Genomic DNA, 21080 nt, shown 5'->3' on the forward strand with positions numbered 1-21080 from the left:
GGGGCGAGCCGCTTCTTGAAGAACCGAAGGCTTGGCTATCCCTGCCCCTCTCGACACCGTCCGTGCAGCACCGTCATTTCTGGCAACGCGGGCAATACACGCTGGCACGCTGGCCCAGCTTGACCTCGCGCAAGGTGGTGCCGCAGACCTTGCACAGCTGCCCACCGCGACCATAGACGAACAACTCCTGCTGAAAGTAGCCCGGCTGGCCATCTCCGCCGATGAAATCACGCAACGTGGTGCCGCCGCGCTCGATCGCATAGGTCAGGATGCGCTTGATCTCGACCGCCAGGCGCAGGTAGCGGGCACGGGATATGCCTCCCGCCGCGCGGCGCGGATCGATACAGGCGGCGAACAGCGCTTCGGTCGCGTAGATATTGCCCACACCCACCACCACGGCGTTGTCCATGATGAACGGCTTGACCGCCATGCTGCGCCCACGCGACAGCTGGAACAGCCTTTCGCCGTCGAACAGCTCGGTCAACGGCTCGGGGCCCAGGCGCAGGAGCAGTTCGTGGTTGAGCGGATCCTGGCTCCAGAGCATGGCGCCGAAGCGCCGAGGATCGGTATAGCGCAAGGCCATGCCCGACTCCAGCTCGATATCGACGTGCTCGTGCTTGAGCGCCGGCAGGCCGGCTTCGACCAGGCGCAGATTGCCCGACATCCCCAAATGGCTGATCAAGGTACCCACTTCGGCGTTGATCAGCAGGTACTTGGCCCGCCGCTCGACCGCCACGATCCGCTGCCCGGACAGGCGCGCATCCAGGTCTTCGGGAATCGGCCAGCGCAAGCGTCGATCGCGCACGATGACGCGGCTCACACGCTGCCCTTCCAGGTGCGGGGCGATGCCCCGACGGGTGGTTTCTACTTCGGGTAATTCAGGCATGGGGCTCCTGACGGGAAACGCGGATCGATAGGCAAGCCTGCCCCAGGCTCCACGCCTCGGACAGCGCGGATTCTAACCGCTGCGGCCCCTAGCGCCCACCGTGCGCGGCGGGTCATTTGTCGAATCCTCCATTCGAGGCCGGGACCAAAGGGGTATACTCCCGCTCTTTTTTACCCGGAGCGACTTCATGTCCCTGCCCAGCCTTCGCCTTAAAGCCAACGCCGACCGCCGCCTGCGCGCCGGCCACCTGTGGGTCTACAGCAACGAGATCGACGTGGCCGCGACCCCGCTGAACGGTTTCCAGGCGGGCGACCAGGCCATTCTGGAAGCGGCCGGCGGCAAGCCTCTGGGCATCGTCGCACTGAGCCCGAACAACCTGATCTGCGCCCGCCTGCTGTCGCGCGACGTCAAGCTGAGCCTGGACAAGTCGTTGCTGGTGCATCGCCTCAACGTCTGCCTGTCGTTGCGCGAGCGGCTGTTCGACAAGCCGTTCTATCGCCTGGTGTACGGTGATTCCGACCTGCTGCCGGGCCTGGTCGTGGATCGCTTCGGCGACATTCTGGTGGTGCAGCTCGCTTCGGCCACCATGGAACGCTACAAGGCCGATGTCATGGCCGCGCTGATCCAGGTGATCAAGCCCAGCGGCATCCTGTTCAAGAACGATTCCGCCGCCCGCGATGCCGAAGGCCTGGAACGCTACGTGGAAAGCGCCTTTGGTGTGGTGCCGGAGTGGGTCGCACTGGAAGAGAACGGCGTGAAGTTCGAAGCCCCCGTGATGGAAGGCCAGAAGACCGGCTGGTTCTACGACCACCGCATGAACCGCGCGCGCCTGGCGCCGTACGTCAAGGGCAAGCGCGTGCTCGACCTGTTCAGCTACATCGGCGGTTGGGGCGTGCAGGCCGGCGCCTTCGGCGCCAGCGAAGTGTTCTGCGTCGACGCTTCGGGCTTCGCCCTCGATGGCGTCGAGCGCAATGCCGCGCTCAATGGCTTCGCCGAGAAAGTCACCTGCGTGGAAGGTGACGTGTTCGAGGCCTTGAAAGAACTCAAGGCCGCCGAAGAGCGCTTCGACGTGATCGTCGCCGACCCACCTGCGTTCATCAAGCGCAAGAAGGACTTGAAGAACGGCGAAGGCGCCTACCGCCGCCTCAACGAGCAAGCCATGCGCCTGCTCAGCAAGGACGGCATCCTGGTCAGCGCTTCGTGCTCCATGCACCTGCCCGAGGACGACCTGCAGAACATCCTGCTGACCAGCGCCCGCCACCTGGACCGCAACATCCAACTGCTGGAACGCGGCGGCCAGGGCCCGGACCATCCGGTGCATCCAGCGATTCCGGAAACGCGGTACATCAAGAGCATTACATGCCGGTTGTTGCCCAACAGCTGATGCAACGGCGCTTTTGACGCGGCTCGCGCCGCTGCTACAGGGGCTTTGTAGCAGCGGCGCGAGCCGCGTCAGGCATCACTGGCGATTACTTGCCCTGCCCCACGTTCCATCCTTCCCCCATGGGTGTAGAATCGCCCTACTCTTCGCCAATCATCCCCCGGCGGGTTTATGAGCTCGGCCGAACGCGTGGCGATCCCGCAGCGTTACCGGCCTCATCCGCAAGCACGGCAACACACCGACCGAGCGTGCCGCGGACCAGGAAAAGCTCACTCCCTCACTGAAACCCGATTAGCCGCCCGGAGTCGTTCCATGCCTGACTATCGCTCGAAAACATCCACCCACGGCCGCAACATGGCCGGTGCCCGCGCGCTCTGGCGTGCCACTGGCATGAAGGATGACGATTTCAAGAAGCCGATCATCGCCATCGCCAACTCGTTCACCCAGTTCGTGCCGGGCCATGTGCACCTCAAGGACCTGGGTCAGCTGGTTGCACGCGAGATCGAGCGCGCGGGTGGCGTGGCCAAGGAATTCAACACGATTGCGGTGGACGACGGCATCGCCATGGGCCACGACGGGATGCTGTATTCCCTGCCCAGCCGCGAGATCATCGCCGACTCGGTCGAGTACATGGTCAACGCCCACTGCGCCGACGCCATCGTGTGCATCTCCAACTGCGACAAGATCACCCCGGGCATGCTGATGGCTGCCTTGCGCCTGAACGTGCCGGTGATCTTCGTTTCCGGCGGGCCGATGGAAGCGGGCAAGACCAAGCTGGCCAGCCACGGCCTGGACCTGGTCGACGCCATGGTCATCGCTGCCGACCCCGCCGCCTCGGATGAAAAAGTCGCCGAATACGAGCGCAGCGCCTGCCCGACCTGTGGTTCGTGCTCCGGCATGTTCACCGCCAACTCGATGAACTGCCTGGTGGAAGCGCTGGGCCTGGCTTTGCCAGGCAATGGCTCGACTCTGGCAACCCACAGCGACCGCGAGCAGCTGTTCTTGCAGGCGGGCCGCACCATCGTCGAGCTGTGCAAGCGCTACTATGGTGAGAACGACGAATCGGTCCTGCCGCGCAACATCGCCAACTTCAAGGCGTTCGAAAACGCCATGATGCTGGACATCGCCATGGGCGGCTCGACCAACACCATCCTGCACTTGCTGGCCGCAGCCCAGGAAGCCGAGATCGACTTCGACCTGCGCGACATCGATCGTCTGTCGCGCAGCGTGCCGCAGCTGTGCAAGGTGGCGCCGAACATCCAGAAATACCACATGGAAGACGTGCACCGTGCCGGTGGCATCTTCAGCATCCTCGGTTCGCTGGCCCGTGGCGGCCTGCTGCACACCGACCTGCCGACCGTGCACAGCCGCAGCATGGCCGAAGCCATCGCCAAGTGGGACATCACCCAGACCACCGACGAAGCGGTGCATCACTTCTTCAAGGCGGGCCCGGCGGGCATTCCGACACAAACCGCATTCAGCCAGTCGACACGCTGGGACACGCTGGACGACGACCGCGAGAACGGCTGCATCCGCAGCTTCGAACATGCCTACTCCCAGGAGGGCGGCCTGGCCGTGCTCTACGGCAACATCGCGCTGGACGGTTGCGTGGTGAAAACCGCCGGTGTGGATGAGTCGATCCATGTGTTCGAAGGCAATGCCAAGATCTTCGAAAGCCAGGACAGCGCGGTGCGCGGCATCCTTGCCGACGAAGTGAAGGCCGGTGATATCGTGATCATTCGCTACGAGGGCCCCAAAGGTGGTCCGGGCATGCAGGAGATGCTGTATCCCACCTCCTACCTCAAATCCAAGGGCCTGGGCAAAGCCTGCGCATTGCTGACCGACGGCCGTTTCTCGGGCGGCACCTCGGGCCTGTCCATCGGTCACGCTTCGCCTGAGGCAGCCGCCGGTGGGGCCATCGGTCTGGTGCAGGACGGCGACAAGGTGCTGATCGACATCCCCAATCGCTCGATCAACCTGCTGGTGGACGATGCCGAGTTGGCAGCCCGTCGTGCCGAGCAGGACAAGAAGGGCTGGAAGCCGGTCGAGGTGCGTCCACGCAAGGTGACCACCGCGCTCAAGGCCTACGCCCTACTGGCCACCAGCGCCGACAAAGGTGCCGTGCGCAACAAGGCGATGCTCGACGGGCTGTAAGCACACGTCGTTTCCTGGCTATGGGTGGGTCTTCACAGCGCTAGTGTGAAGATCCACTCCAGGCCTTGGAAAGGTGCCTGACGCTTATTCCAAAAAAACCTAAGCATCTTCCATTCCGGTATTAATCGGCTTTCGATTCAAGGTGTTAGCATCCGCGATTGACCAGCGCCCGCAGAGGTGCGGTCCTTCATTTTCCGGAGCTGACATGAACCTGCCCCTGTTGTTGAATCTGCTGATCTTCGCAGCGCTGCTGCTGGGTTTGGCACAAACCCGTCGCACCGATTGGAGCCTGGCCAAGAAGGTCCTGCTGGGCCTGGGTCTGGGCGTGCTGTTCGGTATCGGCCTGCACACCGTCTACGGCGCCGGGCACCCCGTTCTCAAGAGCACCATCGGCTGGCTGGAACTGGTTGGCAACGGCTATGTGCAGTTGCTGCAGATGATCGTCATGCCGCTGATCTTCGCGTCCATCCTCAGCGCCGTGGCGCGTCTGCACAACGCATCCTCGCTGGGCAAGATCAGCTTCCTGACCATCGGCACGCTGCTGTTCACCACCGCCATCGCCGCGCTGATCGGCATCGGCCTGACCAACCTGTTCGGCCTGACCGCCGAAGGCCTGGTGGCCGGGACTCAGGAAGCTGCGCGCCTGGCCACGATCCAGAGCGATTACGCGGGCAAGGTCGCCGACCTCAACGTGCCGCAACTGTTGCTGTCGTTCATTCCGCAGAACCCCTTCGCCGACCTGGCGCGCGCCAAGCCCACCTCGATCATCAGCGTGGTGATCTTCGCTGCGTTCCTCGGGATGGCGGCACTGCAACTGCTCAAGGACGATACGGACAAGGGCACAAAAGTGCTCGCCGCCATCGACGTGCTGCAAGCCTGGGTGATGCGCCTGGTGCGCCTGGTGATGAAGCTGACGCCCTACGGCGTGTTGGCGCTGATGGCCAAGGTGGTCGCCAGTTCCAACGTGCAGGACATCGTCAAGCTGGGCAGTTTCGTGGTGGTGTCGTACATCGGCCTGGCGCTGATGTTCGCGGTGCACGGGCTGCTGCTGAGCCTGGCCAGGGTCAACCCGCTGCGGTTTTTCCGCAAGGTGTGGCCGGTGCTGACCTTCGCCTTCACCAGCCGCTCCAGTGCGGCAACCATTCCACTGAGCATCGAAGCGCAGACCCGGCGTCTGGGCGTGCCTCAAGCGATTGCCAGCTTCGCGGCATCGTTCGGCGCGACGATCGGCCAGAACGGTTGCGCCGGTCTTTATCCAGCCATGCTGGCGGTGATGGTCGCGCCCACGGTTGGGATCAATCCACTGGATCCGCTGTGGATCGCCACGTTGGTGGGCATCGTCACCCTGAGTTCGGCCGGTGTGGCCGGGGTCGGCGGCGGCGCGACGTTCGCAGCGTTGATCGTGCTGCCGGCCATGGGCTTGCCGGTCACCCTGGTGGCGCTGTTGATTTCCGTCGAACCATTGATCGATATGGGCCGCACCGCCCTGAACGTGAGCGGTTCGATGGCGGCGGGCACCATCACCAGCCAGGTGATGGGTCAGACCGACAAGGCGCTGCTGGCGGCCGATGAGCACAAGGAGCTGGCCTCGGCCTAACCAGTGTTGCCTGTTCGCGGGTGCCTTCTGGTAAAGGCAGCGCGAACAGGCAACCCGATCACCTGCGTTCCCACACCTCGAACGCATAGGCCGGTTTTTCATCGACCGCTTCGTTCGCCACGCTCGACACCTTTTGCCACTGGTTCTCGTCGAACTCGGGAAACCAGGCGTCCCCTTCCGGCTGCAAGGCGACTCGCGTCAAGTACAGACGGTCCGCCTGAGAAAGGCCCAGCTCGTACAGCTGAGCACCACCGATGAGCATTACCTCGTCCGCGCCCTGTTCGTGAGCCCAGGCTTCGGCCCGCTCGATGGCCGCGTCCAGCGAAGCGAACACTTCCGCACCCGGCAGTTGCAGGCCCGGCTGGCGGCTGACCACCAGGTTCAGGCGGCCGGGCAGTGGTCGGCCCAGCGAATCCCAGGTCTTGCGACCCATGATGATCGGCTTGCCCAGGGTGGTGGCCTTGAAATACTTGAAATCGCCCGGCAGGTGCCAGGGCATGCTGTTGTCGATGCCGATCACGCGGTTCTCGGCGAGTGCCGCGATCAGGCTTAAAGGGAGAGATGTCTTCATGGCCGGCAGAATAGCAGAGCCTCCTTGGGTTATGCTCATGGCGAATCCGCCGCCTGGAAAAACGCGTGAGCGCACCCACTCCCTTGCACACACTCTGGCTCAGTGAAGCTATCCGCCTGCGCGAAGAACAGGCAGGCCCCCTGGAAGACCTGGAAGCCAACCGCCGAGCGCGGCAACAGGGGGGCGACCTGGCCGCACGCATCGAACATCGCGCCCTGATACTGGCCGACCGCGATGGCCAGCGCCAGGCCCTGCGCCACTGGCTGCAGGGCGCACGGCTGGCGATGCTGCTGCTGGCTGTGCTGGCCGTGTTCAGTGGGGCAGGATTGGCGTTCGCGGCGCTGGGCAATGGCCAGCAGCCGGTCAATGTGTTCTGGGCGCTGGGCAGCCTGCTGGGGCTCAATCTCATTCTGCTGCTGAGCTGGTTGCTGGGGCTGGTTGCCGCCGGTGGCCACGGCGCGGTGTTGGGGCGGCTGTGGTTGTGGCTCAGCGAGAAACTGGCGCGCGATGCGCAGGCCGTGCACCTGGCGCCGGCGCTGGTACTGCTGCTGCAACGTCGTCGGCTCAACCGCTGGGCACTGGGCACGCTGGTGCATGGCTTGTGGCTGCTGGCCCTGCTCAGTGCGCTGGCCGTGCTGCTGTTGCTGCTGGCCACCCGTCGCTACGGCTTCGTCTGGGAGACCACTATTCTTGGCGCGGACACCTTCATCAGCCTGACCCAGACCCTGGGCGCCGTGCCCGCGCTGCTGGGTTTCAGCGTGCCGGACATCGACATGATCCGCGCCAGTGGCGATCAGGCGACCAACGTCGAAGGGGCACGCCAGGCCTGGGCCGGCTGGCTGGTCGGCGTGCTGCTGGTCTACGGAATCGGCCCGCGCCTGCTGCTGGCCGCCTTCTGCCAGTGGCGCTGGCGCCAAGGCCGGGCACGCCTGACGCTGGATACCACTCTGCCGGGCTACAGCCAGTTGCGTGAACGGCTGATGCCCAGCAGTGAGCGCCTTGGTGTGCGCGATGAAGCGCCTGACGTCCTGCCCCAGGTTACGACGGCGCCAGCCAGCGAGCCGAGCGATGGCGCGTTGCTGGTAGGTCTGGAACTCGACGGCCAGCACCCATGGCCGCCCACCCTGGCCACCGGCATTCAGGACGCTGGCGTGCTCGACAGCCGCGAGTCGCGCCAGCGGCTGCTGGAACAGATGACCCGCCTCCCGCCCGCGCGGCTGGTGATCGCTTGCGATCCGCGGCGCTCGCCCGACCGCGGCAGCCTCGGCCTGATCGCCGAGCTAGCCCGCTGCGCCACGGTCACCCGCGTGTGGCTGTTGCCGGCACCGCCCGGCCAGGTGCTCGACCCGCAACGGCTCGGCGATTGGCGGACCGGTCTGGATGCACTGGGCCTGGCCATTGATGAATCGACCCCACTGCACTGGCTGGAGACCGGCCATGAGTAAGCCCCTGACCCTGGCCGTAGTCGGCCATACCAATGTCGGCAAGACCTCCCTGCTGCGCACGCTGACCCGCGACGTAGGCTTCGGCGAGGTGTCGCACCGGCCCAGCACCACGCGTCATGTGGAAGGCGCACGCCTTTCGGTCGATGGCGACGCCCTGCTGGAACTCTACGACACCCCTGGCCTGGAAGATGCCATCGCCTTGCTGGATTTCCTCGATCGCCTGGACCGCCCCGGCGAGCGGCTCGACGGTCCGGCGCGGGTCGAGCGGTTCCTGCAGGGCACCGAGGCGCGCCAACGTTTCGAGCAGGAGGCCAAGGTGCTGCGCCAGCTATTGGCTAGCGATGCCGGCCTGTATGTGATCGACGCACGCGAGCCGGTGCTGGCCAAGTACCGCGACGAACTGGAAGTGCTGGCCAACTGCGGGAAACCGTTGCTGCCGGTGCTCAACTTCGTCAGCAGCAGCCAGCAACGCGAGGGGGATTGGCGCGAGGCACTGGCTCGCCTCGGTCTGCACGCCTTGGTTCGCTTCGACAGTGTGGCACCGCCCGAGGATGGCGAGCGGCGGCTGTATGAAAGCCTGGCATTGCTGCTGGAACATTCGCGCCCGGCTTTGCAGCGGCTGATCGATGATCAACAGGCGCAACGACTGGCGCGTCAGGGGAGTGCACGGCGCTTGATCGCCGAACTGTTGATCGACTGTGCAGCCTGTCGCCGCAGCGTGACCAGCGAAGCGTCCGCAGGCGCCATCGAAGAACTTCGCCAGGCGGTACGCAAGCGCGAGCAGCGCTGCGTGGAAGCCTTGCTCAAGCTGTATGCCTTTCGCAGCCAGGATGCGTCGGCCGGAGACTTGCCACTTTCGGATGGGCGCTGGGGCGACGATCTGTTCAATCCCGATACGCTCAAGCAGTTGGGCGTGAAGGTCGGCGGCGGCATTGCGGCCGGCGCTGCGGCGGGCGCTGGCGTCGATCTGCTGGTGGGCGGCTTGACCCTGGGCATGGCAGCCATCGCTGGCGCCATTGCCGGCGGCGCCCTGCAGACCGCCCGTGGCTATGGCGCGCGCCTGCTGGGCAAATTCAAGGGCGAGCGCGAACTGACCGTGGACGACAACGTGCTGCGGCTGCTGGCCTTGCGTCAGCAGCAACTGGTGAAAGCGCTCGATGCCCGTGGCCATGCTGCCTTGGGCACCATCGAGGTGGCGGCGCCACAGGAGCAGACCTGGCGCGAAGGCAAACTGCCCGAAGCCCTGAACAAGGCCCGAGCCTACCCGCAATGGTCCTCGCTCAACGGCCACAAGCACCTGACCCAGCGCGAGCGTGAAGAACAGATCGAGGTACTTGCCCGACAGCTCTGACAACCCCGTAGGAGCGGTCCGTGGCCGCGAAAGCAACAGCGCGATGTTCAGATGCATCGCGGTGAGCCTTTCGCGGCCGATGACCGCTCCTACGGATTCGATGCCGCAGGAGCAGCATGGTAGGCGGTTACTTGCGCAGCAACCGCAGCCCGTTGAACACCACCAGCAGGCTCACACCCATGTCGGCAAACACCGCCATCCACAGCGTCGCCATGCCGGCCACGGTCATCAGGAGGAATACGGCCTTGATCGCCAGGGCCAGCACGATGTTCTGCAACAGCACCGAACGGGTCTGCCTCGACAGCCGAATGAACGCCGGTATCTTGCGCAGATCATCGTCCATCAAGGCGACATCGGCCGTTTCAATCGCGGTATCGGTACCTGCGGCCGCCATGGCGAAACCGATTTCCGCCCGCGCCAGCGCTGGCGCGTCATTGATCCCGTCGCCAACCATGCCGACCCGGTGACCCTGAGCGTACAACTGCTCCACAGCTTTGAGCTTGTCAGCAGGCAACAGGTCGCCAATCGCCTGATCGATCCCCACTTGAGCTGCGATCGCCTTGGCGGTATGCGGGTTGTCTCCGGTCAGCATCACGGTCTTTATGCCCAACGCATGCAGCTGGGCAATGGCTTCGCGGCTCGTCTGCTTCACCGTATCGGCCACCGCGAACAGCGCCACCGGCCCCTGCGGGCCCAGCAACACCACGACCGATTTACCTTCGCGCTCCAGCTGATCGAGTTGCGCTTCCAACGCCGGGGAGCACTGACCCAGCTCTTCCACCAGGCGATGGTTGCCCAGGTGATAGGTCTGCCCTTCCACCTGACCCTTGATGCCTCGCCCAAGCAAGGCCTCGAAGTTGTCCAAGGTCAGGGCCGCCCCATTGGCGTCAGCAGCAATGGCTCGCGACACAGGATGGTCCGAACGTCCCGCCAACGCCTGGGCAATCGCCTGTGCCCGGCCTTCGAAGGCGGAATCGAGCAGCGTGTAGTCGGTCTGCACCGGCTTGCCATGGGTCAGCGTGCCGGTCTTGTCCAGCGCCAGATAGTCCAGCTTGTGACCACCTTCCAGGTACACGCCCCCCTTGACCAGGATGCCTTTGCGCGCAGCAGCGGCCAAGGCACTGACGATGGTGACGGGCGTGGAGATCACCAGCGCACACGGACAGGCAACCACCAGCAGCACCAGCGCGCGGTAGATCCAGTCGAACCACGCGCCCAACCCCACCAGCGGCGGCACCACCGCGATCAGCAGGGCCAAGGCAAACACCACGGGTGTGTAGACCCGCGAAAAGTTATCCACGAAGCGCTGGGTAGGCGCGCGCGCACCTTGGGCCTGCTCGACCGCGTGGATGATGCGCGCCAGTGTCGATTGGCCGGCGGCGGCCGTGACCCGGTATTCCAGCGAGCCGGCCTGATTGATGGTCCCGGCGAACACCTTGTCGCCCACACTCTTCTCGACCGGCAGGCTTTCACCGGTGATGGGCGCCTGATCGATGCTGGATTGACCGGAAATCACTTCACCATCCAGACCGATACGCTCCCCCGGACGCACGCGCACGATGGCCTCCAAGGCGACGGCCTTGACGTCCTGTTCCAGCCATTGGCCATCAGCCTGGCGCACGGTGGCCGTGTCCGGCGTGAGGCGCATCAGACCGCCAATGGCATTGCGGGCGCGATCCAGGGATTTGGCCTCGATCAATTCGGCTACGGTGAACAAGAACATCACCATCGCCGCTTCCGGCCATTGACCGATCAGCACCGCGCCGGTCACCGCAATGCTCATCAACGCATTGATGTTGAGGTTGCCGTTCTTGAGTGCGATCCAGCCTTTGCTGTAGGTGCCCAGACCACAACTGGCGATCGACACCAGGGCCAGCAATGCCACGACCCAGGTCGGCGCCGCCTGGGTGAAGTGGACCACTTCGGCCGCCACTGCCGTCACACCCGAAAGCGCCAGCGGCCACCAGGGTTTGCGCGGCGCCGGCAGGTCGTTGGTAGCAGGTTCGTCCCCGGTGATGGGTTCGGCGTGCATGCCCAACGATTTGATGGCGCTCTCGATCGCCTGGGTATCGGGCAGCGAATGGCGCACGCCGAGCACCCGATTGATCAGGTTGAAATCCAGCTGCTGCACGCCGGTCAGCTTGGCCAGCTTGTTCTGGATCAAGGTCTGCTCGGTCGGGCAGTCCATCGCCTCGATGCGGAACTGACTCAGCCGGGCATCCTGGCTGTCGCCGGGTGCCAGCTGGACGGTCGACGGTGCAGTCGACTTGCTCGAGCAGCAGTGGCTCGACGGTGCGGAGCTTGGCTGGTGCTCGTGCTCATGCTCGTGCTCGTGCTCGTGCTCGTGCTCGTGCTCGTGCTTATGATCGTGGGCATGGCCGGAAGTGGGGTGGCTCATTGGTCGCAATTCCCTGAAGTGCAGGTTGCCAAGTGAACACCCTGTAGCCACTATAGGGTCAAGCATCTTTCAGGGGTTTTGAGCATGAAAATCGGCGAACTGGCGAAAATCATCGACTGCCAAGTCGAAACCATCCGCTATTACGAACGCGAAAGCCTCTTGCCGCCCCCTGCCCGCAGCGACGGCAACTATCGCCTCTACACCCAGGCTCACGTGGAACGGCTGACGTTCATCCGCAACTGTCGCATCCTGGACATGACCCTCGACGAGATCCGCAACCTGTTGACCCTGCGCGACAGCCCCCAGGACCAGTGCCAGAGCGTCAACGACCTGATCGATGAACACATCCATCACGTCAAGGCGCGGATAGACGGCCTGGTAGCCTTGCAGGAGCAGCTCGTTGCTCTGCGCCAGAAATGCCATGGCGGTACCGCCGAGGAGCACTGCGCGATTCTCCAGCGTTTGGAAGTCAGCGGCGCCGTCACCGTCCCCGATGCTGAGCACTCACATGTGGGCCGCAGTCACGGGCATTGAAAAAAATACGTCGCGGTTCAGCAGATACACCCTGGCATTCGAATCACCCAAGAAATATGAATAATATATGGCTCATTACATTTGACATGAACCATATCAGGCTCATACTCAGCCTATGTTAACCACACTTCTGCAACAGATCCGCAACCGCCGCCAACAACTGGGTCTTCAGATTCAGGACATGCCCCTGCGCACTGGCCTCACCCGCCAGCAATACGGAAAGATCGAAAAGGACGGCAACCCGCGCCTCGACACCCTGGACCTGATTGCCGAAGGTCTGGATGCAAGCATGGTCCTGGTGCCCAAGGACCAACTCAAACTGATCGAAAAGATCCTCGCAGGCGCGCCGGTGTATTTCGAGGATGATCGACCTGTGGATAACTATCCGGAAAATCCTTGGGATGATCTGCCATGAGTGTAGAAACCGTAGCGGCCTTGAAGCTGACGCTGCATTCGCAATTGGTCGGTTACGTTACCGGCCATTCGAATGGCAAGAATGTACTCACCTTGGCGCCGGATTACATCGCTGATCCACATCGACGCACGCTGACTTTGTCTCACCTCAATCCGGACGTATTCAGACGTCAACTGGCAGACAAGCACCCTTACGTCACCCATCACCGGCTTCACCCCGTGTTGAGCAATCTACTTCCGGAAGGCGCGCTGCGTAGCCTGGTTGCACAAGCCATGAAAGTGCATCCAGACAGCGAATTTCCCTTGTTGAGCTGGCTCGGTCTGGACTTGCCGGGTGCATTGGTCGCAACCCCGGTATCCGCCGACCATATCCCAGCCTATGCACTGGGCAACCACGGCAAGATCAATCCAGTATCCATCGACACACCCGACCATCGCTCGCACTTCTCGCTGGCCGGCGTACAGATGAAATTCTCCATGCACAACAGGGATGGCCGTTACATAACCGCCGATCCTGCGACGCCGGGAGACTGGATCATCAAGACGCCCTCCACCGTTCACCCATTCGTGCCGCTCAACGAATACACCTGCATGCAGCTGGCACAGTTGGCAGGCGTCGACATTCCTGAAATACGCCTGATCGGCATGGACATGATCGACAGCTTGCCCGCAATCAACCTGCCCGACGAGCAGTGGGCCTACGGCATTCGTCGTTATGATCGGCTTGCCGGAGGGCAGCGCGTTCATTCAGAAGACTTCGCCCAGGTGCTTTACGCTTACGCCCACGATAAATACCGCAGCGGCCGTTATGAACAGATCGCCAGATTGCTCTACACCCAGACCCACCATGGCCAACGGGATGTCACGCAAATGGCTGTGCGTTTGCTGGTCAATGTGCTCCTGGCCAACGGCGACGCGCATCTGAAGAACTGGAGCCTGATCTATCCGGACACTTTCAGCGCAGAACTGTCCCCGGCTTACGACATCGTCGCGACCAAGGTATTTATTCCCGGCGAGAGCCAGTTTGCGTTGAACATGGCCGATACCAAAGCCTGGTATGACGTCTCGCTCGAACACTTCAAACGATGGGCCGAGACCTCTGGAATACCTTGGCGACCCGTGCTCGTTCATCTACGAGAAACACTGGACGCAGCACGAACGCTGTGGCCTGAGGCCCTAGCGGCCAGCGTCATGAAGCCAAACCAGCAAGCGATCCTGCGCCAACATTGGCAACAGCTGCATGCGGACTTTCGGATCTCTTAACTGAATCAGCGAGCAAGGTTTTGAAACAATCCTGGTTTCGCTATTGCAAAGCCTGCCTATAGGTTCGTTGCACATGTCCAACAAAAAGAACCTGTCATGAATCGCACCGCAACCCCCTTTCAAATATCAGATCTGCGCACTGAACCTGGTTTTCTTGCCATCGTGGGCGAGCGGCTGTGGCAAGCCTGGTGGAAGGAAGACGGCCACACCTTGGAAGATGTGCTGACGCTTCTGGAAGACAGCCTGCGTTCCAAGCCCATTCCCACCACTTTGGTCGCTCATGCAGGTGAGCGGTTCATGGGCACGGTATCGCTGATCGTTTCGGACATGGATGAACGAGTGCAGTATTCGCCCTGGCTGGCGGCGCTGTGGGTGGAGGCCGAGAGCCGCAATGAGGGCGTCGGGGCGGCATTACTCACAGCCGGAATGCAGAAAGCGAAAGCGGAGGGTGTCGAGCGGGTCTATCTATGTGCTGTCGAGGAAAAGTCGGCGTACTACCGTCGGCTTGGCTGGGAGCAGATCGAGACTGACGTTGGGGGGATGAATATCTTCACAAGGGCATCAACGTAGTTGAACGGAAACGCCTGCGCGCGATGCATCGGGTAAGCCGCAGTGCGTTTAGCAGGCACAGGGCTCCCAAAACAGACGACACGACCCGATCCAGTCACATTGCTAAACGAAAGCAGCAAACGTGGCAGCACCCAGACGAATCCTACACGATAATGGGAATCATTCTATTTTATCTGAGGCTGGTAATCTTTACATTAGCGCTCTTCATTTTTTGGTATGCAGAGCGTATCGAGTGCCAGCGAGAAGTTTAAGTGCGCAGCAGCAGATCCTTTCGAAGTGGATAGAAGCTCTCGAAACGGAGACCTTCAAGCAGCGAGAAGTCACGCTTGACGACCTTATAATTGCAAAATCGCAAGCTTTAAAAGGCAGTTGCCAAAGACTGATACAGGCATTGTTCCGTGAGCGTATTCTTCAAATATCTTCCTGTCAGGTATCGCCATCTGGCATGGCCTGCCTAACAGTAAATAATGATAGGAGCATCCACTTCGATTCACTAAAGGCTGGCCCAATGGACAGCTGGTCGCTCTCGGGCGTAGTCACCGTCAGCGAAAAGAATACTGCCACGCGGGTAATCGAGTTACCTTCTGAGCTCTTGGCCGCGCTCTCTCCGCTGCTCAGGATGGATCAAACACATTCAGCAATCTCGGGCCTGCAAGCAGAGCTGGATGATAGTTTTGCAAACGATATCTTGTCTCTGGCGTTCCGACGCCGCTGGGCAATACAGCTTCGCGCGGCGGCGACAGACAATGGGTATAGCAATACATTGGATTCGTTACGTGCAGAAAAATCTACGAATCCAACGGCTCTTTTGGAGCAATGGGGTACATCAGGGCATCCGTGGCATCCAAACTACAAAAGCAAACGCGGCCTTACGGTCAAGGAAGCTATCGCCTTTTCTCCCGAGTTTGAATCACGACTTCCAATAACCTTGGCTGCGCTGAATAGAGATTTTAGTCATGTAGAATCCATGGATGATCCGGAGCATCATACTTGCTGGTGGACACGTCACTTCCCAACCGAGACCCGGGAATGGAAGACGGCATTGACGAAGCTTGGTGTCGAGGCTTGTGACTACATTCCTCTGCCTGTACACCCTTGGCAGGCGAGAACGGAACTCCCAACACTTCTAGCCAACGAAATAGCCACTCGTGTTTTCGTCCTGACCGATGTGGTTGCGTTCACAGCCCATCCCTCAATGTCTTTCCGAACAGTAACTCCAAACGGCAGCAGAACGCTGCCGATGATTAAGTTACCAGTCGCCGTAAGGATGACGAGCGCCGTTCGTACAGTTCCGCTAGATCGGTGAGAATGGGACCGCGCTTGAGCCGCCTGCTACAGCAAATGTGTACACTCGAACCGTTGCTGAATGACTACCTGACTATCGTACCTGAGCGAGTCGGTGTCCAGCTCCGTTCGAAACCGATGTGCGAAGAAGTAGCCAAACACGTAGGGGCGCTCTTTCGGGATAATCCCGCGAGCTTGGTAAAGCCAGGCGAACTGGCTATCCCGGTAGGAAGTCTTTTTGCCAGGGACGATAACGAAAATCCTTTACTCGAACAGTGGATCAGCCTTCTATATGGAAGCGCCACGCCAGACAATGTCCTCGATTTTTATACAGCCTACTTGTCAACGGCGCTAACTGGCCTGCTCGGTTTTTATTTAATCTATGGCGTGGCCTTTGAAGCACATCAGCAAAATACTTTCGTGGTCATGGACGAAGACCAACGTCCGAGTAAGTTGCTGATAAGAGATTTTGGGGATCTGCGGATAGATCACGACACCTTTATTAATCACAACCTTCCATTGGCGCTGCATGATCCTAAATCGACTATATACCAAGACCGGACGTTTGTTCGTGACAAACTTCTCCACGCCACCTTCATGTGTCAGTTAGGAGAGCTGGCACTTCTTTGCGCGTCACATTGGGATATTCCGCACGAAAAACTTTGGAATCTTTTTGCACAACAAGTTGACGCTGCCTTTCAAAAGTTGAAGCCTAAGGTATCGCCTCAACGCTGGAAGACGGAACGACTGGAAATTCTGTTTGGAAAGTGGCCGGCAAAAGCCCTTTTGAAAATGTGGCTGGCGGGCGGCTCTGCGGATCTGGTTGAGCGCATGGACAATCCGCTAAGCGCTTACATCGATGTTCACTGATCGAGGCGCCCTTTCTTCCCTGATCGTGATCCAAGCGCTTTCAATGGCTGCCATGGAAATAACGGGACCGTTCTGGCCTTTGCACATTCAGGCGCTGCTGGGACCGACAGGGCAGCAACATTTAGCACTGCTTGCCATGACGGCGTATGCGGGTCCGATGCTGGCCGCTATGGCATTTGCTCCAGTATGGGGCCGATTAGGTGACAAGCTAGGCCTCAGAGCTATGGTCATCCGCGCACTCGTCGCACTGGGGATGTTCCAGGTACTGATGGTATTCACATCGGACCCAATCGTGGTAGTGACATTTCGGTGTCTGCAAGGTGGTCTTGCAGGCTTCCTTGTCGCGGCGCAGGCTTACTCGCTACTGTGCTGCGGTGCTGAAAAGGCCAGAACCTTAGCAATGTTGCAGTCAGCTACGGCAATTGGTGCTTTGCTCGGCCCTGTGTTGGGCGGCTGGGTTCTTGATATCTACGGATTTCAATTTATATGTGCCATCGCTTCGGCCATTTGCATTGTGTGCGCAGGATGTTGCCTGCTCTTGCCCGACCATCGCCCTCAGATACTTATCAAACAAAAACCTGGCTCATATGAAAAAACCGACAGGCTATGGATAAGCGGGTTACTCATTACGACAGCCCTCCTGCAAATCGCGAAAGTTTTCCCGCAGCCGTTCTATTCACTTTATATCGCTGAAGTGCTAGGTGGGCCGGGCTGGCTGATAGGCATCAGTTATGCAGCAAGTGCGATGACGCTTGCGATCTCTGCGCCACTGTGGGGGCGTCTATTTAATAAGCGGCCTGTATCACAAACCCTTGGTGCTATCGAGTGCGTGGCTTGGGCCAGTGCAATCACAATGGGATTGGCAGCAATAGCATCCAACTGGACAGCTTTTATCTTTGCTCGGCTGGCTTGGGGGGTATGGCAAGGGGCGTTGCTTCCAGTGATGTATATCCTCATCGCACAAACAACCGAACCAGCCCATCACGGCTTCTTGTTTTCTCTGGGTAACAGTGCTGCCAAAGGGGGCGCGTTACTGGGAATTACCGTGGGTAGCGCAGCCTTGGCCTTGATCGAACTCTCTTATTTATTCTGGATTGTCGTAGTCGCTTATGTGGTTGCGGCCTTGGCCATCAGGCTGATACGCAAAAGGATACGCGTGCCCGTTACCCAAGCTGGGTGATTATCCAATAAAAGGAATTTGTATGCCTACAATGATTCGATTTACGTGGATGGTTCCTATCCTCGTACTCCTTAACACACAGTCTCAAGCTGAAAGCACTCAACCCGACAACGCGTTGGACTTGGAAGCCAGTGTCATCTCTGCCACTCGTACACAGACCAGCATTGCCTCGATACCAGGGTCGGTGCAGATCATCGAGCAAAAGCAAATAAGCCAGCAGACCGGCGCTGGTCGCCGTCTTTCGGATGTACTTGGGCAGCTCATACCAGGCATTTCTCCGACAACGGGAGGAATGAGCAACTTGAGCCAGTCTCTGCGCGGACGAAACGTGCTAGTCCTGATCGACGGTGTTTCGCAGAATGCTACACGCAATACTTACCGCCAGCTCAACAGCATTTCCCCCAGCAGCATCGAACGTATCGAAATTATCTCGGGCGCGACCAGTGTCTATGGCGCAGGTGCTTCAGGAGGCATTATCAACGTCATCACCAAACGTCACAAAGGCGATGAGCTCGCACTTCATAGCAAAATTGGTCTTACCTCGCCAGACGATCTGGATTCCAAGGGGTTCACTTACGAAGCTTTTCAAAGCGTAAGCGGTCGCGAGGGGCCGTTCGATTGGTATGGATCGGCTAATCTCACGCAGCGCAATGATCAGTATGACGGCAGGGGGAAACGCATTCCTCAAGACACGTCGCAAGGTAGCAACATGGATACCGACACTTATGATCTGCAGACCCGGCTGGGCCTGGCGCTCAACGAGAACCAGACGCTCTCTTTATCGCTGCAGAACTACAAAGATAGTCAGAACACCGCCTACACCAAAGATCCACTGGACACCGCACAGGCTGTGGCCGTCAAAGGCTTGATCCTTAGGGACCAACCCTATACACGCAACAAAGCTGTGAATTTCAATTACAGCGACGCTGAATTCTACGGACAGCGCCTACAGGTCGAGACGTATTGGAGGCAGGCCGATGCACTATTTTTTCCGGCTCGCAAACGCGGTTATGCCGGAATAGCCAATACCCGCAGCGTGCAGGATGTCCACGGCGTTCGCCTTGCAATCGAAACAGAACTCCCTCCGTACGGAAATGGCTACGGTAATCTGGTTTGGGGGGCCGACTACAGCAGTGAGCTGTCTCGACAAGCTGCCGAGCAATATCGGATAGAAGGAATAAAATACGATAAAACGGGTATTATCTATGAGCTGGGGCCGGACCTGAAAACTCAAACGCATGGACTTTTTGCGCAGACCGCCTGGTATTTGGGCGACTGGACTCTCAGGAGCGGCATCCGTCAGGAGTGGATCAACAGTCAGGTCGCCGACAGCATCGCTTATGGTGAAATTGTCCAGACCGGCAATCGCGCCGTACTGCCGGGTGATACGCTCAGGTACAGCGCAACACTTTATAATCTAAGTGCCGTCTACCAAATAGACGATCAGCAGAATGTTTTCGCCAACTTCAGCCAAGGCTTCTCATTACCTGATGTCCAGCGCTTTCTGCGCGAGGTGACCAGCGACTTTGACATCCAAACCCTCAATGCCCAGGCGATAAAAGTCGACAGTTACGAGTTGGGATGGCGTGGCAGTTGGAACAAATGGCATACAAGTATCAGCGTATACGAAAATCGCTCCAACGTTACTCAATTCTATGACGCTAAAGCACGGGTCCTGCGGCTGATCGATCAACAGGAGCGCGTTCGCGGCATTGAAGCCAGCATCGACTACGCTTGGAGCGCATTTTTGAATACCGGCGGGACTTATGCGTGGACCAAAGGCGAGACTCGGCAGCAGCGTGTATGGCTCGATCTGCCAGCAACCCGAGTGGCGCCTGCCAAGACGACCGCCTATGTCCAATACGAGACACCTACGTACGACCTACGCCTTCAAGCCATGCACCTGGCCGGTTACGGCGCAGCAGCCAGCGACAACAATGGTCGCGGAACCACGAGTTACACGACAGTAGATATCATAGGAGGTATGAGTTTACCCGTGGGCCGCTTGGAAGCTGGGGTTTACAACGTAGCGAATGCCACCTACCAAACACTGTTCACTCAAGCCAATGCCAGTGCGCCTTCTGCGAACGCACAAGGCAGAACACTGAGCATGAGTTATTCGACGGATTGGTAAGGCTCTGGCTACCGGTCTGACGCGCATACAGCGATCTGTACAATCACACCGCCATCGGTGCAGTCAGTGGTGCGTGGTGTTCGTACCCTTCCAAGGTAAAGTCGCTGGGTTCGATCAGCTCCAGCCACTCCGGTTGGTACACACCAGTCTTGGCGAACTCGGGCACGCGATCGGAAATCACCAGCTTGGGAGCAGGTAACGGCTCGCGTTTCATTTGCTCGTTGAGCATGTCCAGATGGTTCTCGTACACATGGGCGTCGCCGATGAAGTAGGTGAACCAGCGCGGCGTGTAGCCCGTCAGGCGCCCGACCAGCGACAGCAGCGCGGCGCCTTCGGTGAGGTTGAACGGCGTACCCAGGCCCAGATCGTTGGAGCGGATGTACAGCGTCAACGAGATCTCGCGGGTTTCCGGGTTGGGGTGAAACTGGTACAACAGATGGCACGGCGGCAGCGCCATTTCATCGAGCTGGGCGCAGTTCCAGCCGTGGAACAGGATTCGACGGCTGCCTGGGTCCTTGATGATGGTGTCGAGGCACTGGCGAATCTGGTCGATGGCCTTGTACAGCACCACGAAGCTCTCGCCGCTTTCCTCGGCCTGGGCAATCTGCTGATAGCCTTGGCTGGTGGCCAGTTCGATCGCCGCCGGGTTGCTCAGGGCGATGCGTTTGTAGGCTGGCCACTGGCGCCACTGCACGCCATAGATCTCGCCCAGGTCGTCTTCACCCTGGCGGAAGGGGTTGGCCAGCCATTGGGCGTTCTCGTTGGCGTTCTGGTCCCAGACCTTGCAGCCCAAGGCGCGGAATTCGGCGGCATTGTTGACGCCGCGCAGGAACCCGACCATTTCGCCAATGGCCGACTTGAAGGCCAGGCGCCGGGTGGTGATCGCCGGAAAGCCTTCCTGCAGGTCGAACCGCAACATGGCACCCGGGAAACTGATGGTGCGCACGCCGGTGCGGTTGCTTTGCAAGGTGCCGTTCTTGATGACGTGGGCGACCAGTTCCAGATATTGCTTCATGACGTACCTGCATCGTTCAGGGCGCAATCGTGG

At 60.1% G+C, this 21080-nt stretch carries 16 protein-coding genes and 1 pseudogene; 13 read left to right on the top strand and 4 right to left on the bottom strand.

Going from position 1 to position 21080, the window contains the following annotated elements; all coding sequences use genetic code 11:
- Positions 1 to 73: 73 nt before the first annotated feature.
- On the bottom strand, positions 74 to 886 hold the full coding sequence (gene mutM / locus ASF66_RS15585; RefSeq protein ID WP_056844475.1) for a bifunctional DNA-formamidopyrimidine glycosylase/DNA-(apurinic or apyrimidinic site) lyase: 813 nt from the start codon (positions 884 to 886) through the stop codon (positions 74 to 76).
- A gap of 187 nt (positions 887 to 1073) precedes the next feature.
- Here mutM and ASF66_RS15590 point away from each other — a divergent pair, with 187 nt between their 5' ends.
- From ASF66_RS15590 to ASF66_RS15600, 3 genes are all read left to right on the top strand, one after another.
- Positions 1074 to 2270, top strand: a complete 1197-nt coding sequence (locus tag ASF66_RS15590; RefSeq protein ID WP_049861675.1) for a class I SAM-dependent rRNA methyltransferase — start codon at positions 1074 to 1076, stop codon at positions 2268 to 2270.
- 309 nt (positions 2271 to 2579) lie between these two features.
- Positions 2580 to 4421, top strand: coding sequence for a dihydroxy-acid dehydratase (ilvD, locus tag ASF66_RS15595; protein WP_056844476.1), 1842 nt, complete (start codon positions 2580 to 2582; stop codon positions 4419 to 4421).
- A gap of 205 nt (positions 4422 to 4626) precedes the next feature.
- Complete coding sequence (locus ASF66_RS15600) at positions 4627 to 6018, top strand: L-cystine transporter (RefSeq protein ID WP_056844477.1); 1392 nt, start codon at positions 4627 to 4629, stop codon at positions 6016 to 6018.
- 58 nt (positions 6019 to 6076) lie between these two features.
- Here ASF66_RS15600 and ASF66_RS15605 read toward each other — a convergent pair whose 3' ends face one another.
- Positions 6077 to 6589, bottom strand: a complete 513-nt coding sequence (locus ASF66_RS15605; protein WP_056844478.1) for a dihydrofolate reductase — start codon at positions 6587 to 6589, stop codon at positions 6077 to 6079.
- 65 nt (positions 6590 to 6654) lie between these two features.
- On the opposite strand from ASF66_RS15605, the gene ASF66_RS15610 reads away from it, so the two are divergent.
- Both ASF66_RS15610 and ASF66_RS15615 read left to right on the top strand, forming a co-directional pair.
- On the top strand, positions 6655 to 8034 hold the full coding sequence (locus ASF66_RS15610) for a DUF2868 domain-containing protein (RefSeq protein ID WP_056844479.1): 1380 nt from the start codon (positions 6655 to 6657) through the stop codon (positions 8032 to 8034).
- Positions 8027 to 9385 (top strand): DUF3482 domain-containing protein, encoded by a 1359-nt coding sequence (locus ASF66_RS15615; RefSeq protein WP_056844480.1) that lies wholly within the window; start codon positions 8027 to 8029, stop codon positions 9383 to 9385. The genes ASF66_RS15610 and ASF66_RS15615 overlap by 8 nt, the downstream gene beginning before the upstream one ends.
- Positions 9386 to 9512: 127 nt before the next feature.
- On the opposite strand, the gene ASF66_RS15620 is transcribed toward ASF66_RS15615, so the two are convergent.
- Positions 9513 to 11783, bottom strand: a complete 2271-nt coding sequence (locus tag ASF66_RS15620; protein WP_056844481.1) for a heavy metal translocating P-type ATPase — start codon at positions 11781 to 11783, stop codon at positions 9513 to 9515.
- A gap of 84 nt (positions 11784 to 11867) precedes the next feature.
- On the opposite strand from ASF66_RS15620, the gene cadR reads away from it, so the two are divergent.
- From cadR to ASF66_RS15655, 8 genes and pseudogenes are all read left to right on the top strand, one after another.
- Positions 11868 to 12317: a Cd(II)/Pb(II)-responsive transcriptional regulator gene (cadR, locus tag ASF66_RS15625; protein WP_056844482.1), complete on the top strand. Its 450-nt coding sequence runs from the start codon at positions 11868 to 11870 to the stop codon at positions 12315 to 12317.
- A 115-nt stretch (positions 12318 to 12432) separates the two neighbouring features.
- On the top strand, positions 12433 to 12732 hold the full coding sequence (locus tag ASF66_RS15630) for a helix-turn-helix domain-containing protein (protein WP_056844483.1): 300 nt from the start codon (positions 12433 to 12435) through the stop codon (positions 12730 to 12732).
- Entirely contained in the window at positions 12729 to 13994 is a 1266-nt protein-coding gene (locus ASF66_RS15635; RefSeq protein WP_056844484.1) for a type II toxin-antitoxin system HipA family toxin, read from the top strand. Before ASF66_RS15630 ends, ASF66_RS15635 begins: the two co-directional genes overlap by 4 nt.
- Positions 13995 to 14090: 96 nt before the next feature.
- Positions 14091 to 14564 (top strand): GNAT family N-acetyltransferase, encoded by a 474-nt coding sequence (locus ASF66_RS15640; protein WP_056844485.1) that lies wholly within the window; start codon positions 14091 to 14093, stop codon positions 14562 to 14564.
- 619 nt (positions 14565 to 15183) lie between these two features.
- Positions 15184 to 16031 (top strand): annotated as a pseudogene (locus ASF66_RS22945) (IucA/IucC family protein); the annotation flags it as partial.
- A 156-nt stretch (positions 16032 to 16187) separates the two neighbouring features.
- On the top strand, positions 16188 to 16718 hold the full coding sequence (locus ASF66_RS22950) for a ferric iron reductase (protein ID WP_330219441.1): 531 nt from the start codon (positions 16188 to 16190) through the stop codon (positions 16716 to 16718).
- The gene (locus ASF66_RS15650) at positions 16708 to 17898 is read left to right on the top strand and encodes an MFS transporter (RefSeq protein WP_056844487.1); all 1191 of its coding nucleotides are present in this window, start codon (positions 16708 to 16710) and stop codon (positions 17896 to 17898) included. Before ASF66_RS22950 ends, ASF66_RS15650 begins: the two co-directional genes overlap by 11 nt.
- A gap of 31 nt (positions 17899 to 17929) precedes the next feature.
- The gene (locus ASF66_RS15655; RefSeq protein WP_056844606.1) at positions 17930 to 20032 is read left to right on the top strand and encodes a TonB-dependent receptor; all 2103 of its coding nucleotides are present in this window, start codon (positions 17930 to 17932) and stop codon (positions 20030 to 20032) included.
- A gap of 43 nt (positions 20033 to 20075) precedes the next feature.
- Here ASF66_RS15655 and ASF66_RS15660 read toward each other — a convergent pair whose 3' ends face one another.
- Complete coding sequence (locus ASF66_RS15660; RefSeq protein WP_056844488.1) at positions 20076 to 21047, bottom strand: thymidylate synthase; 972 nt, start codon at positions 21045 to 21047, stop codon at positions 20076 to 20078.
- Positions 21048 to 21080 lie beyond the last annotated feature (33 nt).

The organism is Pseudomonas sp. Leaf129 (genome assembly GCF_001423465.1).
Lineage (GTDB): Bacteria > Pseudomonadota > Gammaproteobacteria > Pseudomonadales > Pseudomonadaceae > Aquipseudomonas > Aquipseudomonas coleopterorum.

What these genes read in the sequence shown, in the direction of transcription:
- ASF66_RS15600 (WP_056844477.1), top strand. Translation starts at nt 4,627, where the DNA reads ATGAACCTGCCCCTGTTGTTGAATCTGCTGATCTTCGCAGCGCTGCTG.
- cadR (WP_056844482.1), top strand. Translation starts at nt 11,868, where the DNA reads ATGAAAATCGGCGAACTGGCGAAAATCATCGACTGCCAAGTCGAAACC.
- ASF66_RS15650 (WP_056844487.1), top strand. Translation starts at nt 16,708, where the DNA reads ATGTTCACTGATCGAGGCGCCCTTTCTTCCCTGATCGTGATCCAAGCG.
- ASF66_RS15605 (WP_056844478.1), bottom strand. Translation starts at nt 6,589, where the DNA reads ATGAAGACATCTCTCCCTTTAAGCCTGATCGCGGCACTCGCCGAGAAC.
- ASF66_RS15590 (WP_049861675.1), top strand. Translation starts at nt 1,074, where the DNA reads ATGTCCCTGCCCAGCCTTCGCCTTAAAGCCAACGCCGACCGCCGCCTG.
- mutM (WP_056844475.1), bottom strand. Translation starts at nt 886, where the DNA reads ATGCCTGAATTACCCGAAGTAGAAACCACCCGTCGGGGCATCGCCCCG.
- ASF66_RS15640 (WP_056844485.1), top strand. Translation starts at nt 14,091, where the DNA reads ATGAATCGCACCGCAACCCCCTTTCAAATATCAGATCTGCGCACTGAA.
- ASF66_RS15655 (WP_056844606.1), top strand. Translation starts at nt 17,930, where the DNA reads ATGATTCGATTTACGTGGATGGTTCCTATCCTCGTACTCCTTAACACA.
- ASF66_RS15635 (WP_056844484.1), top strand. Translation starts at nt 12,729, where the DNA reads ATGAGTGTAGAAACCGTAGCGGCCTTGAAGCTGACGCTGCATTCGCAA.
- ASF66_RS15660 (WP_056844488.1), bottom strand. Translation starts at nt 21,047, where the DNA reads ATGAAGCAATATCTGGAACTGGTCGCCCACGTCATCAAGAACGGCACC.
- ASF66_RS15615 (WP_056844480.1), top strand. Translation starts at nt 8,027, where the DNA reads ATGAGTAAGCCCCTGACCCTGGCCGTAGTCGGCCATACCAATGTCGGC.
- ASF66_RS15630 (WP_056844483.1), top strand. Translation starts at nt 12,433, where the DNA reads ATGTTAACCACACTTCTGCAACAGATCCGCAACCGCCGCCAACAACTG.
- ASF66_RS15620 (WP_056844481.1), bottom strand. Translation starts at nt 11,783, where the DNA reads ATGAGCCACCCCACTTCCGGCCATGCCCACGATCATAAGCACGAGCAC.
- ilvD (WP_056844476.1), top strand. Translation starts at nt 2,580, where the DNA reads ATGCCTGACTATCGCTCGAAAACATCCACCCACGGCCGCAACATGGCC.